Source organism: Streptomyces sp. NPDC107500 (assembly GCF_055582785.1).
This window is the reverse complement of the sequence record NZ_JBVJPF010000001.1, coordinates 917,362-932,740: the sequence shown is the minus strand read 5'-3', so window position 1 is coordinate 932,740 and position 15,379 is coordinate 917,362. Positions and strand designations below refer to the sequence as shown.

Genomic DNA, 15,379 nt, shown 5'->3' with positions numbered 1-15,379 from the left:
TCCCGGCAGGATGGCCGTACGCGGACGCTTCACGGACGGGCGGAGGGCCAGGCATGGGTGACGGCGGGCGGCGGCACATCGGGGCGGCGGAGCGACGGAGCCGGCTGGCCCTGCGGCAGCGGCTGACTCCGTCGGCGCGCGCGGCGAGCCCGGAGGAGGTCGCCGGCGCCCTGGTCGCGCTGCACGGCACGGATCCCGCCACGGTGCACCTGGCCGTGGGCGCGCGGCTGACGGACGCGGCGAAGACCGTGGGCGCGACGGAACGGGCGCTGTACGAGGACGGGACGCTGGTACGGATGCACGGCATGCGGCACACCGTGTTCGTGTTCCCGGCGGAGCTGACCGCGGTCGTGCACGCCTCGACCGGCCGCACCGTCGCCGCCCGGGAGCGGGCCGCGCTGCTCAAGGACATGGCGGTGGCCGGGGCGCCGGACGCGGCCTGGCTGACGGAGGTCGAGGAGTCGGCCCTGTCCGCGCTGGCCCGGCGCGGCCAGGCCACGGCGGCCGAGCTGGCCCGGGACGAGCCGCGCCTGAAGGAGCGGTTCGCGTACGCGGCCGGGAAGAGCTACGAGGGCGTGCACACCGTCTCCACCCGCCTGCTGAGGGTGCTGGGCGTGGAGGGCAGGATCGTGCGGGGCCGGCCGCTGGGGTCGTGGACGTCCAGCCAGTTCCGCTGGGCGCCGGCGCCCGAGCATCCCGAGCTGGCTCCGGGCGAGGCGCAGGCGGAGCTGTTGCGCCGGTGGCTGGCCGCGTGCGGGCCCGCGACCGAGGACGACCTCAAGTGGTGGACGGGGTGGCGGGTGACGGAGGTACGGCGGGCGCTGGCCGCGATCGGGGCCGAGGCGGTGTCGCTGGACCAAGGCACGGGGTACGTCGCCGCCGGTGACGCCGGTCCGGTGTCCGGCCCGGCCGAGCCGTGGGCGGCGCTGCTGCCCGGCCTCGACCCGACGGCGATGGGCTGGCGGGAGCGGGACTGGTACCTCGCCCCCGAGCTGCGGCCGGCGCTGTTCGACAGAAGCGGGAACGTGGGGCCGACGGTGTGGTGGAACGGCCGCGTGATCGGCGGCTGGGCCCAGCGGCCCGACGGCGGGATCGTCTGGCGGGTGCTCGACGGCGCGGGGGTCGGCCGGGAGGCTGAGTCCGCGATCCGGGCGGAGGCGGAGCGGCTGGGTTCGTGGGTGGGCACGACCCGGATCACACCGCGCTTCAGGACACCGCTGGAGCGGGAGCTGTCGGCGTAGGGGGCACTCTTCAGTGCCGGGTGCGCAATCTCAGCCCGTCCGGCGTTTGAGGACGAGGCCGTTCAGGCCGAAGCGGGGGTCCGGGGGCGGCAGCCCCCGGAGACGGCAACGACGACGCCGGGCACCGCACAACGGACGGCACCCGGCGCCAGGCTCACCGCGAGTACCGCATCAACGCCCGCACCATGTGGCACGTGGTGTCCGACGGCGGATGAACCCCGATCGTCAGCGCAGCGCTCCGTATCCTCTCGTTGCGCGCCTGGTTCGGCAGGTAGACGCCGGAGTCGAGCAGGGCGATGGCGAGCCGCATCGCCTTGAGCCGGCGGTTGTGCGTGACGTACCACTCGCGGGGCCGGCCGGCCGGCAGCGGACGCTTCTCCACGGGTGCGTACGGCAGGTCGAGCTGGACGGGCCGCTTGGCGGTGGACTGGGTGGGCAACGGCTTCGACTTCAGTGCGGCAGCGGGCACGGGCATCCTCCTGTCGCGGTCAGGGCGCCGTCCGGACCACCCGGCGACACCCTCGAACACTGCTTCTATTTTACCGCCCCCCACTGACAAAAGCCCCTGGCCACAAGGGCTTTCGGGGTTGCTGTGACGGACGGGGAGAACGGGTTTCGAAAGCCCTCGGCTACCGTGTCCGGCATGGAGATCTGGATCAATCCGGCCTGCTCGAAGTGCCACAGCGCGCTCAGCCTGCTCGACGCCGAGGGCGCCGACTACACCGTCCGCCGCTACCTGGAGGACGTACCGGCCGAGGACGAGATCCGTCAGGTGCTCGTCCGTCTCGGCCTCGAGCCCTGGGACATCACCCGCACCCAGGAGGCCGCGGCCAAGGAGCTGGGCCTGAAGGACTGGCCCCGTGACGAGGCGTCACGCGACCGCTGGATCACCGCGCTGGCCGAGCACCCCAAGCTGATCCAGCGCCCGATCATCACGGCGACCGACGGAACGGCCGTGGTGGGCCGCACCGACGAGGCGGTGCGTGACGCGCTGGCGCGCGAACAGGGCGGCCTGTGACGCAGGTTACGTGCGCGAATCGGCGTGACTGCTGAGTAACCGCGTTCGGTATCTCGTACATAGCGGCGTACGCTCCCCTATCCCTCAGGAGGCGCGCATGTCGCGCAGGAGAACTCTCGGCACGAAGAAGAAGATCGCGCTGCTGGTCAGTGCCGCGGCGGTGGCGGGCGGCGGGGCCTTCGTGATGGCGAACGCGTCGAACGCCGCGCAGACCGAGCAGAACGCGCAGACCAAGTCCGCGCAGGACTCGACCGTCTGCCAGGGTCTGGCCACGGCGCTCGGCAACAACCAGCGGTTCATCGAGGGCCAGCGGGCCAATCCCGACGCGCAGTCCGAGGCCCGGATCGCCAACCGCGAGGCCGTCATCGCGGAGATCGGGCGCCAGCAGGCGGCCTCGGGATGCACCGACGGGGAGTCGGCTCAGGGCTCCCAGGCGACACAGCCCCCGCCGGCCGGGCAGGACGCGGGCCAGGAGGCGGGCGCGGGAGCCGGGCAGGACCCCGGCCAGCAGGCCGGGGAGGAAGAGGCCGGGGAGCAGGCGGGCGGTGGCGCGCAGGCGGGTGAGCAGGTGTGCAACGGCTCCACCGTCACCCTCTCCGGCGAGGGCGGCGCGCCCGCAGCCTCCAGCAACCAGTTCCCCGTGGGCACCCAGCTCAAGGTGACCAACCTCGACAACGGCAAGTCCACCACGGTGGAGGTGAACTCGGTCTCGGGCAGTTGCGCGCTGCTGAACAACGCCGCGTTCGAACAGGTCCGGGAGGAGGGCAAGTTCCTGATCCGTCGGGCGCTGATCGAGAAGGTCGGGTGAGGCTCAGTCACCCGGCCCGGTGAGGAACTCGCCGAGGCGGCGGCCCAGCCCGGGCGGCCACCTCGGCGGGGTCATGCGTCACGCTGCTTCCCATGCGCACCGTGAGAGACGGGCCACATCCACCCCAGGTAACACGGGGTTCACACACGGGCAACGGTCGGGAAATCGCCTGTTGACACGCTGCTGCGCAGTAGAAGCGGCGCCCCAGTGCCGCAGCGCCGCAGCACCCGCAAGTGCGCCGAGACCCACCCCGAAGGATGTGGCCCCGTGACCTTCAAGGCTGAGTACATCTGGATCGACGGCACCGAGCCGACGGCCAAACTCCGTTCCAAGACGAAGATCATCACGGGTGCTCCCGCCGGTCTCGACGCCCTGCCGATCTGGGGCTTCGACGGCTCCTCCACCAACCAGGCCGAGGGCAGCTCCTCGGACTGCGTGCTCAAGCCGGTCTTCTCCTGCCCCGACCCGATCCGCGGCGGCGACGACGTCCTGGTGCTGTGCGAGGTCCTGGACACGGACATGACGCCGCACCCGTCCAACACGCGCGCCGCGCTGGCCGAGCTGTCCGAGCGGTTCGCGGCCCAGGAACCGATCTTCGGCATCGAGCAGGAGTACACCTTCTTCAAGGGCGCCCGCCCGCTCGGCTTCCCCGAGGGCGGCTTCCCGGCGGCGCAGGGCGGCTACTACTGCGGTGTCGGCTCGGACGAGATCTTCGGCCGTGACGTCGTCGAGGCGCACCTGGAGAACTGCCTGAAGGCCGGTCTGGGCATCTCCGGCATCAACGCCGAGGTCATGCCCGGCCAGTGGGAGTTCCAGGTCGGCCCGCTGGCGCCGCTGGAGGTCTCCGACCAGCTGTGGGTGGCCCGCTGGCTGCTCTACCGCACCGCCGAGGACTTCGAGGTCTCCGCCACCCTCGACCCCAAGCCGGTCAAGGGCGACTGGAACGGCGCGGGCGCGCACACCAACTTCTCGACCAAGGCGATGCGCGAGGGCTACGACGCGATCATCACCGCCGCCGAATCGCTCGGCGAGGGCTCCAAGCCGCTCGACCACGTCAAGAACTACGGCGCCGGCATCGACGACCGCCTGACCGGCCTGCACGAGACCGCCCCGTGGAACGAGTACTCCTACGGCGTCTCCGACCGCGGTGCCTCGGTGCGCATCCCGTGGCAGGTCGAGAAGGACGGCAAGGGCTACATCGAGGACCGCCGCCCCAACGCCAACGTCGACCCGTACGTGGTGACCCGCCTGCTCGTCGACACCTGCTGCTCGGCGCTGGAGAAGGCCGGCCAGGTCTGACAGGCCCCACCCGCTCCCGAGGGGCGTCCACCGCGACGGTGGACGCCCCTCGGCGTTGCCGGTGAGGGACGATCCGGCCAGGGAACACTTCACGCCAGTCCCCGTCCACGCAGTGAGAGGGGTCTCCTGCCCGGCCCCGTCGTCTGCTTCAATGGGCCCATGGCCAGCTTCCGGAAGTACGCAGCGACGGGTCGCCATGACCTCGAGCCCTTCTGGCCTTCCCGTCAGCACGACGACTTCGACCGGGTGTGTTGCCGCGCGACGATCGCGCCGGCCCGCTAGAAAGCCGTACACCCCAGGCCTTCGGCCGGCGCGCACGACGTACGTCCCGCGACGCGCCCGACCATGAACTCGCGCCCGTCGCCCCTCCCGACGAACTCCTCGCGCGAAAGAGCTGACGTCTCATGGCGACCATCCGTTCCCTGACCACCGTCCCCGTCGACTCCCCCACCCCCGCCCCCGGCCTGCCCGGTTCCGGCGGTCCCCGGCACCGGCTGCGCGCCGTCGACCGCGACGAGGTGGTGGACGTCGCGGACCTGCTGCCGCCGGGCGCCACCTGGCTGCCCGCTCCCCCGCACGCCCTGCCGTCGCTGCCGGGGCGCCCGCCGATGGTGGGTTACCTGGTGCTCGTCCCGGCCGACCAGCAGCCGCCGTTCCCGCCCGAGACCGGACCGACGGCCGTGCCGTCCCGGCCGGACGCGCAGGACGGCGACGCGCTCGTCCGGATCGACCCGGCGCGGCGCACCGCGTCCGTGGACGGGCAGGAACTCGACCTGACGTACCTGGAGTTCGAGCTGCTGGCCCACCTCGTGACGCATCCGCACCGGGTGCACACCCGCGACCAGCTGGTCACCACGGTGTGGGGCTACGGACACGTGGGGGACGGCCGGACCGTCGACGTGCACGTGGCCCGGCTGCGGCGCAAGCTCGGCGCGGCGCACCGGCAGACGATCCAGACCGTGCGGCGCGTCGGCTACAAGTACACGCCGCCCACGGGGCGCTGAGCGTCTGCTGTCGGCAGAGCACGGTTCCCCGCGGGCGGCGGGCCGGGCACAGTGACCGCATGAGGCTACTGGTGCTGGGCGGTACGGAGTTCGTGGGGCGGGCCGTGGTGGAGGAGGCGCTCGGGCGCGGCTGGGAGGTGACCGTCTTCCACCGCGGGCTCCACGCGCCGCCGCCCGGGGTGCGGGCGCTGCACGGTGACCGCACCGCACCCGACGGGCTCTCCGCCCTGGACGACGGCTCCTGGGACGCCGTCGTCGACACCTGGTCTTCGGCGCCCCACGCGGTGCGGGACACGGCGCGGCTGCTGCGCGAGCGCGTCGGCCGGTACGTGTACGTGTCGAGCTGCTCGGTCTACGCCTGGGCCCCGCCCGCCGGGTACACCGAGGAGGCGCCGCTGGTCGAGGGCGCCTCGGCGGACGCCGGACAACTCGACTACGCCCGGGACAAGCGCGGCGCCGAACTCGCCGTGTCGGCCGCCTTCGGCGCGGACCGCTCGGTGCTCGTCAGGGCCGGGCTGATCCTCGGCCCCTACGAGAACATCGGCCGCCTCCCCTGGTGGCTGAACCGCGTCGCGCGCGGCGGCCCGGTCCTCGCGCCCGGCCCGCACGACCTGCCCCTCCAGTACATCGACGTCCGCGACCTCGCCGACTGGGTGCTCGGCGCGATCGAGCGGGAGCTGAGCGGCCCCTACAACCTGGTGTCCCCGCCTGGGCACACCACCATGGGCGCCCTGCTCGAAGCCTGCGTGCGGACGACGGGCGGCGCCGCGGAGCTGCGCTGGACCGACCCCGCCACCCTGCTCGCCGCCGGTGTGGAGCCCTGGAGCCAGCTGCCGGTGTGGACGCCGCCGGGCAGCGAACTGCACGACGCCGTGCAGAGCGCGGACGTCTCCCGGGCGCTGGCGTCGGGCCTGCGCTGCCGGCCGGCCGAGGACACCGTCGCCGGCACCTGGACCTGGCTGCGCGGCATCGGCGGCACGGCACCCCACCGCCCCGACCGCCCGCCGGTCGGCCTGGACCCGGAGACGGAGGCGAAGATCCTCGCCGCGGCCGACGGGCCCGGCGCGGGTGTACCTGGCACCACCCCCTGAGCGGGTGCCCGGCCCCGTGACCGGCGCCGCCGCCTCCGGAAGACTGACGGCATGAGCATCGAGACGAAGAGCGGGAACCGTTCGGAACGCACCCGGGGTGTGGCACTGTCGGCCGTGCGGGGACTGGCGGTGGCACTGGTCGCCCTGCCCGGGGCGGTGCTGTGCTTCTGCCTGGCGCTGGTGTCGATCGCCCTCGTCCCGATCGGCGTCGGCATCGTCACCACGCCGTGGGTGCTGACCGGGGTACGGGCGTTCGCGGACTGGCGGCGGCTGCTCGCCGCCCGGTGGGGCGGGGTGCGGATCCCGCGGGCGTACCGGCCGCTGCCCGCGGACGCCAACCCGTGGGCGCGCACCTTCGGGATGCTCCGTGACCCGGCGACCTGGCGGGACCTGCTGTGGCTGCCCGTCGACATGACGGCGGGCTTCGTCACCGCGCTGCTGGCCTTCGCGCTGGCGCTCTACCCGCTGGAGGGCTTCGCGATCGCCGCCGGGCTGTGGCGGGTGCTGCCCGAGGGGTACTGGTACGGGTTCGTCCGGGTCACCGACCAGACGTCCGCCCTCTACGCCGCCGGCCTCGGGGCGGTGCTGCTCGCCGCCGCCCACCGGCTCACCCCGCTCCTGCTGCGCGCCCACTTCCGGCTCACCGGCGCGGTCCTCGGCTCCGGCCAGGGCGAACTGGCCGAGCGGGTGCGGGTGCTGACCGAGACCCGTCGCGACGCCGTCGACACCTCCGCCGCCGAACTGCGCCGCATCGAGCGGGACCTGCACGACGGGGCGCAGGCCCGGCTGGTGGCCATGGGCATGGACCTCGGCACCATCGAGGCGCTGCTGGAGAAGGACCCGGCCAAGGCCCGGGAACTGCTCGCGCAGACCCGTGCCTCCTCCGCCGAGGCCCTGACCGAGCTGCGCGAACTCGTGCGGGGCATCCACCCGCCGGTGCTCGCCGAACGGGGTCTCGGCGACGCGGTGCGGGCCCTGGCGCTGCGGCTGCCCGTAGCGTCCGAGGTGAACGTGGACCTGCCCGGCCGCGCCGAGGCGCCGGTGGAGGCCGCCGCCTACTTCGCGGTCAGCGAGATCCTCACCAACGCCGTGAAGCACTCCGGCGCCGACCGGCTCTGGATCGACATGCACCGGGCCGAGGGACGGCTCCGCGTGACCGTCACCGACAACGGCAAGGGCGGCGCGGTGATCGGAGCGGGGTCGGGGCTGGCCGGGGTGGAGCGGCGGCTCGGTACATTCGACGGCGTCCTGGCCGTCAGCTCGCCCGCGGGCGGCCCCACCATGGTCACCATGGAGATCCCTTGCGCGTAGTCCTGGCCGAAGACCTGTTCCTGCTGCGCGACGGCCTGGTCCGGCTCCTCGAGGCCCACGACTTCGAGATCGCCGCGGCCGTCGGGACCGGCCCCGAGCTGTCCCGGGCCCTGGCCGAACTGGAACCGGACGTCGCGGTGGTCGACGTACGGCTGCCGCCCACGCTCACCGACGAGGGGCTCCAGTGCGCCCTGAAGGCCCGTCGCGACCGCCCGGGGCTGCCGGTCCTGGTGCTCTCCCAGCACGTGGAGCAGCTCTACGCGCGCGAGTTGCTGGCCGACGGCAACGGCGGGGTGGGGTACCTGCTCAAGGACCGGGTGTTCGACGCCGAGCAGTTCGTGGACGCCGTGCGGCGGGTGGCGGCCGGCGGTACGGCGATGGACCCGCAGGTGATCCAGCAGCTGCTCAGCCGGCGGGCGGCGGAGGACCGGCCGCTGGAGCGGCTGACGCCCCGGGAACTGGAGGTGCTGGAGCTGATGGCGCAGGGCCGGACCAACGCGGCGATCGCCGGTCGGCTCGTCGTGACGGAGCGGGCGATCGCGAAACACACGGCGAATATCTTCGCCAAGTTGAGCCTCGAGGTTTCGGACGACGACAACCGCCGTGTCCTGGCGGTTCTCGCCTATCTGGACCGCGGACGCTGACCTTTTCGCCCCTCTCACGCGTCCCACGGGCCCCGGCAATCTCCGTGACGGGTGAACACCCCTGCGGCGGCTTCCGTATCCATGGGAGCCGCTTCACTCCTGTCGGGCGCCCTCGATGCCCCGCAAGGAAGTCAGAGGAGTTCCATGGGACGCAACACAAGAAAACGCCGTTCGCCGCTGGCCACCAAGGTCGTAGCCGGGGCGGCGGCCCTGGCGGTCGGCGGGGGCGGGCTGGTCTGGGCCAACTTCTACGCCTCGGCGCACGAGTCGGGGTCGTCGCACAACCGCACCAGGTCCGCGGGGGCGCAGGTCGCCACGATCCAGTGCCCGGACGTCGGCCAGAAACTGCGCAAGGTACCGAGGGGAGCGCGGGCCGGCGTCGACAAGGAGCTGGCGCAGCTCGACAAGCAGATCACCGAGGCCTACGCACGCCTGGCGTCGACGCGCCAGGCGCAGTCCGGTGACGCGAGCTACGTCCAGAACGCCATCCTCGGCCCCCTCAAGTCCAAGCGGACCGCCGCCCTGGACCGGATCGGGACCAACATCCGGCGGGTGGGCGGCAACGCCCCGCAGGGCCTCGACCGCTTCGCCGAGTGCCGGGGCATGGGTGTCGACCAGCCGAACGACGGCAACGGGAACGGCGACGAAGGGAACGGCCAGGACGACCAGAACAACGGCGGCCAGGGCCAGGACGACGGTCAGGGCCAGGACAACGGCCAAGGTCAGGACGGCGGTCAGGACGGCGGCCAGGACGGCGGCCAGAACCAGGGCGACAACGGCAACGGGGCCGCGGGTCCCTTCGCCGAGGACTTCGTGGACATCAACGACGTCCAGCCCGGCTCCAGGGACCTGGAGAACGGCTTCGCCGCCAACGGGGACGGAGGGTCCCAGGGCTCCTTCACCGCGGCCTGCGGCGTGAACGAGAACAACCTGTTCAACAGCGACAACCTGATCGTCGCCCCCGGTGTCGACAACGGCGCGCACCACACGCACGACTACGTCGGCAACCAGGACAACGACGCCTTCTCCAGCGACGAGGACCTCGCGAACGCCGAGACCTCGTGCCAGAACCAGGGCGACAAGTCCACGTACTACTGGCCGGTACTGCGGCTCCAGGACGGTACGCAGGAGTTCGACGCGGGCGACCTGGGCGGTGGCGCCGAGGGCAACGTCGGCAAGATCCTCAAGGCCTCCGAGGCGGAGATCAAGTTCGTGGGCAACCAGCAGAGCGACGTCGTCGCGATGCCGAAGTTCCTGCGCATCATCACCGGTGACGCCAAGGCCTTCACCAACGGGGTCGCCAACGCCAACAGCTCCTTCAGCTGCACCGGCTTCGAGGACAGGCAGGTGACGGACAAGTACGTGCTGTGCCCGGAGGGCAGCCAGGTCGTGCGGACGTCCAACTTCCAGAGTTGCTGGGACGGCCAGAACATCGACAGCGCCAACCACCGCGACCACGTGGCCTTCGTCCAGCAGGACGGCAGCTGCCCGAACGGCTTCCAGGCGATCCCCCAGCTCCAGGTCCGCCTGGTGTACGACGTGCCCGCCCCGACCGTCGAGAACGGTCAGGTCCAGAACCCGTACGCCGTCGACGGCTTCCCGGAGCAGCTGCACAAGCCGATCACCGATCACAACGACTTCATCAACGTGATGGACGAGAACCTGATGAACGAGGTGGTCGACTGCATCAACAGCGGTGAGGACTGCCAGTAGTCCGCACCGGAACGGGTGAGCAGGCGAAGGGGCCGGTGGCGGATTCCGCCACCGGCCCCTTCGTCGTGCCCCGGGAGGTCAGCCGCCGTGCCCGGTGTGTTCGCCGCCGTCGGCCGAGTGGCCACCGCCGCCGTGCACCGTTCCCTGCTCCAGGGTGCCGCCGAGCCTGCCGCGCAGGCCGGCGACCACGTCCTCGTGGCCGACGGCGACCCACTTGCGGCCGACGAGGTAGTAACCGCCGTAGTCCTTGGCGGTGTTGATCCACTCGCGCTGGCCGCGGTCGGTGGAGAAGGTGGCGAGGACGTACCGCTCGTCGCCCTGCTCGCAGATGGCCTGACGGATGGTGTCGGCGTCGGTCTGCATGTTCGGGGCGCACTTCGCCTCGGCGGCCAGGTGTTCCAGGCTGCCGGTCGCCGTCCGGGGCACGGCGGCCTCGCCGTCACCACCGGATCCGCAGCCCGTCAGCGCCAGTACCGCCGCCAGGGCGGCCGGCGCGAGCATCGGTCGGGTCAGCCTCATGTGTTCCTCCGGTCCGTTCCGGCGACATGCCGCACGGAGCCCCGGCGAGGGGCTCTGGTCATCGGTACGGGCGCGGGGCCCGAAGTATTCACGGATGCGGGTGACCTTCCGGTGGCACCCGTGCGAAAGTGGCGCCGTGGACCAGGACTGGGAAGACCGCGTGAACGCCGCCTGGACGGCGTTCGACGCCTACGCCGAAGACGACGCCGCCGAGTTCCGGGCGGTGATCGACGCCCTCGCCGACGAACTGCCGGCGGACAGTCCGCTCGCCCTGTTCGAGAGGGCCTGCGCCTGGGACTCCACCGGCCACTCCGACCGCGCCGTGCCCCTGTACCGGGAGGCCCTGGAGCGCGGGCTCGGCGGGGCGAGCGCCTACAAGGGGCGCCGGGCGAAGATCCAGCTCTCCAGCTCCCTGCGCAACACCGGGCACCCGGAGGAGGGCGTGAAGCTGCTCTCGCCGGAACTGGTCGCGCCCTCGGACGAGTTGGACGACGCCGTACGGGCCACGCTGGCGCTCTGCCTGTCGAGCATGGGCCGGGACCGGGAGGGCCTGTCGCTGGTGCTCGGCGCCCTGGCACCCCATCTCCCGCGCTACCAGCGGTCGATGGCCAACTACGCCCGGCTGCTGGTGGAGCCGGAGGAGTAGCCTCCCCGCCCCGGTGACGGCCCACGGTGACCATCCCCCCGTTCGCTCGTTCTGCTGAACGTGCAGCCACAGGATGTCGCCCCGCGCCCCGCACCGCCCGCAACCTCCTCGGCCGACCCGGTCGTCGACGTCGAGCAGGCCGAGGCGGCGCTCGTCGAGCACTATCCGCGCCTGGCCCGGCTCGCCTATCTGGTGCTGCCGCCGGGGCTCGGCCGCGGCCGCCGCGTCCTGACCGCGCACGCCCTCACCCAGCGCGCGCTGCCCCGGGGCCGGACGACTACCCCGGTGATCCCGGCCCAGTCGACCGGTCAGGAGGTCGACCCCGGCTACGCCCTGGTCCGCCTGCGGGTCGTCCGTACGGCTCTGGAGGCGGGCCGTCCGCTGCGTCGGCGCGCCTGGCCCACGCGGGCCCAGCTGCCGCCCCTGCTGCCGCACGTCCGCGGGCTCAAGCTGTACCCGCGTTCCGGCGGCGCCGACGAACTCGCCCTGGACCAGCGGCTGTCCGCGCTCTCCGGGCCGGCCCGGGCGGCGTACGCGCTGCGGGGCCTGGAGGGGCTCTCCGAGGACGACGTCCGCCAGGTGCTCCGGGCCGCCGGGGCCGAGGACGTGGACGGCGCCCTGCGGGAGGCCGGCGCGATGCCGGACGCGTACGCGCTGCTCGGCTCCCCCGAGTTCGACCCCTGCTCCCTCCAGGCCCGGCCGACCGATCTGATGCGCCGGCGCCAGCACACGAAGGTCGCGCTGGTCGCCGGTGCGGCCCTGGTGGTGTGCGGGGCGCTGCTGGGCCTGCCCGGCGACGGCTGGGGTCCGGACGGTGCCGCCGCCCCGGCGTACGCGCGGAACCCGGCGGCCCAGGCGGCCCTCGATCCCGGCAGGCTCACGAAGGTGGCGCCCACCGCGTGGGAGACGTCCGCGCGCACGGACTTCTCGGTATGGCCGGCCCGCGGTGACCGCACCGGCGACGAGGAGCTGCTGCGCCGCGCCCTGGCCGTCTGGGCGCGGCCCGGCGAGAGCGTGGGGGTGTCCGCGACGCCGGGCACCGCGACCGGCGGTCCGGCCGGGCCGCCGCAGCTGCTGTACGCCGGGGACGTCGACAACGCGCGCGTGGTGATCCTGCACGACGGTCTGCGCGTCGTCCGGTACGCCGAGCCGAAGGACGGCACGGCGGGTGCCGCCCTGGACCTGGCGCGGACCGACGGGGCCGACCGGGCCGGGGCGACCGCGGTGGTCCTGGGCCGGGCCGACGGCAACGTCCGCTATCTGACGGCGCCCTGGGTGACGAGGGCGGCCGGGCGGGACCTCGGCAAGCCGGACGCCGGGGCGCGGGAGCTGGCGCTCACCGACGGGGTCACCGCGCCGCTGGCCAGCCCGGTGCAGCAGCGGTCGGGCGCGTGCGCGTCCTGGAACGTGCTGGAGCTGACCGACGCCGCGGACACCCGCGTGGTGAGTGACCTCGGCGAGCTGGTCCCGGCCCGTCTGACCACCGGCCGTCCCGGTTCGGTGCGGGACGCCTCGGGCACGGAGGCGCTGCGGTCCTGGGCGCCGTACGCCTGCTCGCTGGGCGCGGTGCGCGGGCAGGGGGTGCGGTCGGTGAACGCCTGGGAGTTCGCGAAGCAGCCGCTGCCCGACTCGACCGGGTCGGGCGCCTGGGTGTGCACCCGGGCCGAGACCTGGCGCGGCGACGGGGCCCGGGTGCTGGCCCAGTTCCGCACGCCGGGCGGTACGCAGGGGGCGGTGGCGGCGAAGGCGCAGTCCGTGCCGGCCTGCGGCGAGCGCGACCCGCATGTGCTGGCCGGGGTGTTGTGGAAGTCGGCGGGCGGGCACTGGTACCTGCTCGCCGCCGGGAGCCGCGACACCGAGTCGATCGAGGCGACGGGCGGCATCAGCGACTCGGCGGACGGCAACCTGCTGACGGCGAAGGCCGATCAGGGTGCCCGCGCCGAGCTGAAGGGCACGCTGGAGGGCGGCCGGACCATCGGCGGGCTGCGCTAGCGGCCCCCGGGCCACCGCACCCACCACGCCTGCTGACACTCGCGTCAACAAGTGGGCGCACGAGGGTTCCCTGAGCCCTTACCCGTCAGTACATTGACGCCATGTCTAACACGCATGTCCCGCTCAAGGCCCGCAAGGTGTCCTTCGCCTGGGAGGCCACCCCGCTGCACTGGGTGCCGGGGGACCCGTTCACGACGCACACCATCAACGTGCTGCACCTGCTGCTGCCCGCCGGGGAACGCTGGTTCGTGCACGTCTACAAGCAGGTGCTGCCGCTCATCCGGGACGAGCGGCTGCGCGAGGACGTCATCGGGTTCATCGGGCAGGAGGCGATGCACTCCCAGGCCCACGACGAGGTGCTGCCGCACCTGCGGGACCAGGGGCTCGACCCGACGCCGTACACCGCGCAGGTCGACTGGCTCTTCGAGAAGCTGCTCGGCGACCGCACCCTGCCGCCGGGCCGGCCGCGCCGCTGGTGGCTGATGGAGCGGGTGGCGCTGATCGCGGCCATCGAGCACTACACGGCGTTCCTCGGCGACTGGGTGCTCAACGCCGAGGCGCTCGACCGGCACGGCGCCGACCCGACCATGCTGGACCTGCTGCGCTGGCACGGCGCCGAGGAGGTCGAGCACCGGTCGGTGGCCTTCGACCTCTTCGAGCACCTCGACGGGGGGTACGCGCGGCGGGCCCGCACCTGGGCGACCGCGTTCGCGGCCCTGGTGTTCCTGTGGCAGCGCGGTGCCCGGTTCTTCATGGCGAACGACCCGACGCTGACCGACGGCCGCGCCACCTTCGGCGACTTCCACCGGCGGGGGCGCAGCGGCCTGCTCCCCGCCACCGGCGCCGTACTGCGCTCCATACCCGGCTATCTGAGCCGGGACTACCACCCGTCCCGCTTCGGCTCCACCGAGCAGGCCGTGGCCTATCTCGCGGCCTCCCCCGCCGCCGTGGCCGCCGAGAAGTCCCAGGAGGCGTCCGCATGAGGACCAGGACGACGGCTCTGCTGCTCGCGGCCGGTGCCGCGCTCGTCGCCCGGCGCGCGCTGCGGCACCGCGTCCAGGGCTCTCCGCTGTGGCCGATGCCCGCCCTGGACCCGCCGGTCTCGGGGCGGCCGCGCTCGCGCGCGCTGACGCTGCTGGTCACCTCGCGGGAGCTGGTGGCCGACGGGGTGGTCCGGATCCGCCTGGAGGGCCACGACCTGCCGCGCTGGGAGCCGGGGGCGCACCTGGACCTGGTGCTGCCGTCGGGTCTGGTCCGGCAGTACTCGCTGTGCGGCGACCCCGAGGACACCTCGGCGTACACCGTCGCCACGCGGCTGGCCGAGGACGGCCGGGGCGGTTCGCGCGAGGTGCACGAGCAGGTGCAGGAGGGCACGGAGCTGGAGGTGCGGGGGCCGCGCAACCGCTTCCCGCTGGTCGAGGCGCCCGCGTACGTCTTCGTCGCCGGCGGCATCGGCATCACGCCGGTGCTGCCGATGCTGCGGGCGCTGCCTGAGGGCGCCGAGTGGCGGTTGCTGTACGGCGGCCGGACGCGGGCCTCGATGCCGTTCCTGGAGGAGATCGAGAAGCTGGACCGGGACGGCGGGAGAGTCACCGTTGTCGCCGAGGACGTGGACGGGCGGCCCGGGCTCGACGCCTTCCTGGCGGAGCTGCCCGAGGGCGCGGCCGTGTACTGCTGCGGCCCGGAGGGGCTGATCGCGGCCGTCGAGGAACGCCTCCCGGCGGGCACCGCCCTGCACCTGGAGCGGTTCGCGCCGCGTACCGCGGCGGGCGGCGACGCGGAGTTCGAGGTCGAACTGCACCGCAGCGGGCGCACCCTGACCGTGCCCGGCGACGCGTCGGTGCTGGCCGCCGTGCGCGCCGAGCTGCCGGGCACCCCGTACTCCTGCGAGCAGGGCTGGTGCGGGACCTGCCAACAGAAGGTGCTGGAGGGCGAGATCGATCACCGGGACGAGCTGCTGACCGACTCCGAGCGGGGCGACTCGATGCTGATCTGCGTCTCCCGCGCCCGCGGCACCCGGCTGGTCCTCGACATGTGAACGCCGATGCCCGGTCCGGCCCGTTCGGGGGCCGGATTCGATCGGTAAGGTGTTC

15 protein-coding genes are annotated in these 15,379 nt (G+C 73.3%); 13 read left to right on the top strand and 2 right to left on the bottom strand.

The genetic code is table 11. The features are described 5' to 3' along the window. The first annotated feature begins 53 nt into the window (after positions 1-53). A complete protein-coding gene (locus ACZ67M_RS04100; protein WP_469849484.1) occupies positions 54-1,241 on the top strand; it encodes a winged helix DNA-binding domain-containing protein in 1,188 nt (395 codons plus the stop codon). A gap of 154 nt (positions 1,242-1,395) precedes the next feature. Here ACZ67M_RS04100 and ACZ67M_RS04095 read toward each other — a convergent pair whose 3' ends face one another. Then, the gene (locus ACZ67M_RS04095; protein WP_125492994.1) at positions 1,396-1,710 is read right to left on the bottom strand and encodes a hypothetical protein; all 315 of its coding nucleotides are present in this window, start codon (positions 1,708-1,710) and stop codon (positions 1,396-1,398) included. A gap of 174 nt (positions 1,711-1,884) precedes the next feature. Between ACZ67M_RS04095 and ACZ67M_RS04090 the strand changes: the two genes are divergently transcribed. The 8 genes from ACZ67M_RS04090 to ACZ67M_RS04055 all read left to right on the top strand — a co-directional run bounded on the left by ACZ67M_RS04090 (position 1,885) and on the right by ACZ67M_RS04055 (position 10,129). Then, entirely contained in the window at positions 1,885-2,259 is a 375-nt protein-coding gene (locus tag ACZ67M_RS04090; protein ID WP_469849483.1) for an arsenate reductase family protein, read from the top strand. Between the two features lie 97 nt (positions 2,260-2,356). Beyond that, positions 2,357-3,067 (top strand): RlpA-like double-psi beta-barrel domain-containing protein, encoded by a 711-nt coding sequence (locus ACZ67M_RS04085; protein ID WP_469849482.1) that lies wholly within the window; start codon positions 2,357-2,359, stop codon positions 3,065-3,067. 267 nt (positions 3,068-3,334) lie between these two features. Then, a complete protein-coding gene (glnII, locus tag ACZ67M_RS04080; protein WP_125492991.1) occupies positions 3,335-4,366 on the top strand; it encodes a glutamine synthetase in 1,032 nt (343 codons plus the stop codon). A gap of 404 nt (positions 4,367-4,770) precedes the next feature. Continuing rightward, positions 4,771-5,370: a winged helix-turn-helix domain-containing protein gene (locus tag ACZ67M_RS04075; protein WP_469849480.1), complete on the top strand. Its 600-nt coding sequence runs from the start codon at positions 4,771-4,773 to the stop codon at positions 5,368-5,370. Between the two features lie 59 nt (positions 5,371-5,429). After that, a complete protein-coding gene (locus ACZ67M_RS04070; RefSeq protein WP_469849478.1) occupies positions 5,430-6,461 on the top strand; it encodes an SDR family oxidoreductase in 1,032 nt (343 codons plus the stop codon). Between the two features lie 51 nt (positions 6,462-6,512). After that, positions 6,513-7,772 (top strand): sensor histidine kinase, encoded by a 1,260-nt coding sequence (locus ACZ67M_RS04065; RefSeq protein WP_469849476.1) that lies wholly within the window; start codon positions 6,513-6,515, stop codon positions 7,770-7,772. After that, on the top strand, positions 7,763-8,416 hold the full coding sequence (locus tag ACZ67M_RS04060; RefSeq protein ID WP_361355423.1) for a response regulator transcription factor: 654 nt from the start codon (positions 7,763-7,765) through the stop codon (positions 8,414-8,416). The genes ACZ67M_RS04065 and ACZ67M_RS04060 overlap by 10 nt, the downstream gene beginning before the upstream one ends. A gap of 144 nt (positions 8,417-8,560) precedes the next feature. Continuing rightward, complete coding sequence (locus ACZ67M_RS04055; RefSeq protein WP_467322081.1) at positions 8,561-10,129, top strand: DUF1996 domain-containing protein; 1,569 nt, start codon at positions 8,561-8,563, stop codon at positions 10,127-10,129. Between the two features lie 78 nt (positions 10,130-10,207). Here the strand turns inward: ACZ67M_RS04055 and ACZ67M_RS04050 are convergent, their stop codons facing one another. Further along, positions 10,208-10,648, bottom strand: a complete 441-nt coding sequence (locus tag ACZ67M_RS04050) for a hypothetical protein (protein WP_469849474.1) — start codon at positions 10,646-10,648, stop codon at positions 10,208-10,210. A 94-nt stretch (positions 10,649-10,742) separates the two neighbouring features. Between ACZ67M_RS04050 and ACZ67M_RS04045 the strand changes: the two genes are divergently transcribed. The 4 genes from ACZ67M_RS04045 to ACZ67M_RS04030 all read left to right on the top strand — a co-directional run bounded on the left by ACZ67M_RS04045 (position 10,743) and on the right by ACZ67M_RS04030 (position 15,324). Then, positions 10,743-11,294, top strand: coding sequence for a tetratricopeptide repeat protein (locus tag ACZ67M_RS04045; RefSeq protein ID WP_361355418.1), 552 nt, complete (start codon positions 10,743-10,745; stop codon positions 11,292-11,294). Positions 11,295-11,354: 60 nt separating this feature from the next. After that, entirely contained in the window at positions 11,355-13,286 is a 1,932-nt protein-coding gene (locus tag ACZ67M_RS04040; protein WP_469849471.1) for a hypothetical protein, read from the top strand. A 101-nt stretch (positions 13,287-13,387) separates the two neighbouring features. Further along, positions 13,388-14,269, top strand: coding sequence for a metal-dependent hydrolase (locus ACZ67M_RS04035; RefSeq protein WP_361355415.1), 882 nt, complete (start codon positions 13,388-13,390; stop codon positions 14,267-14,269). Beyond that, the gene (locus tag ACZ67M_RS04030) at positions 14,266-15,324 is read left to right on the top strand and encodes a PDR/VanB family oxidoreductase (RefSeq protein ID WP_469849469.1); all 1,059 of its coding nucleotides are present in this window, start codon (positions 14,266-14,268) and stop codon (positions 15,322-15,324) included. The genes ACZ67M_RS04035 and ACZ67M_RS04030 overlap by 4 nt, the downstream gene beginning before the upstream one ends. Positions 15,325-15,379 lie beyond the last annotated feature (55 nt).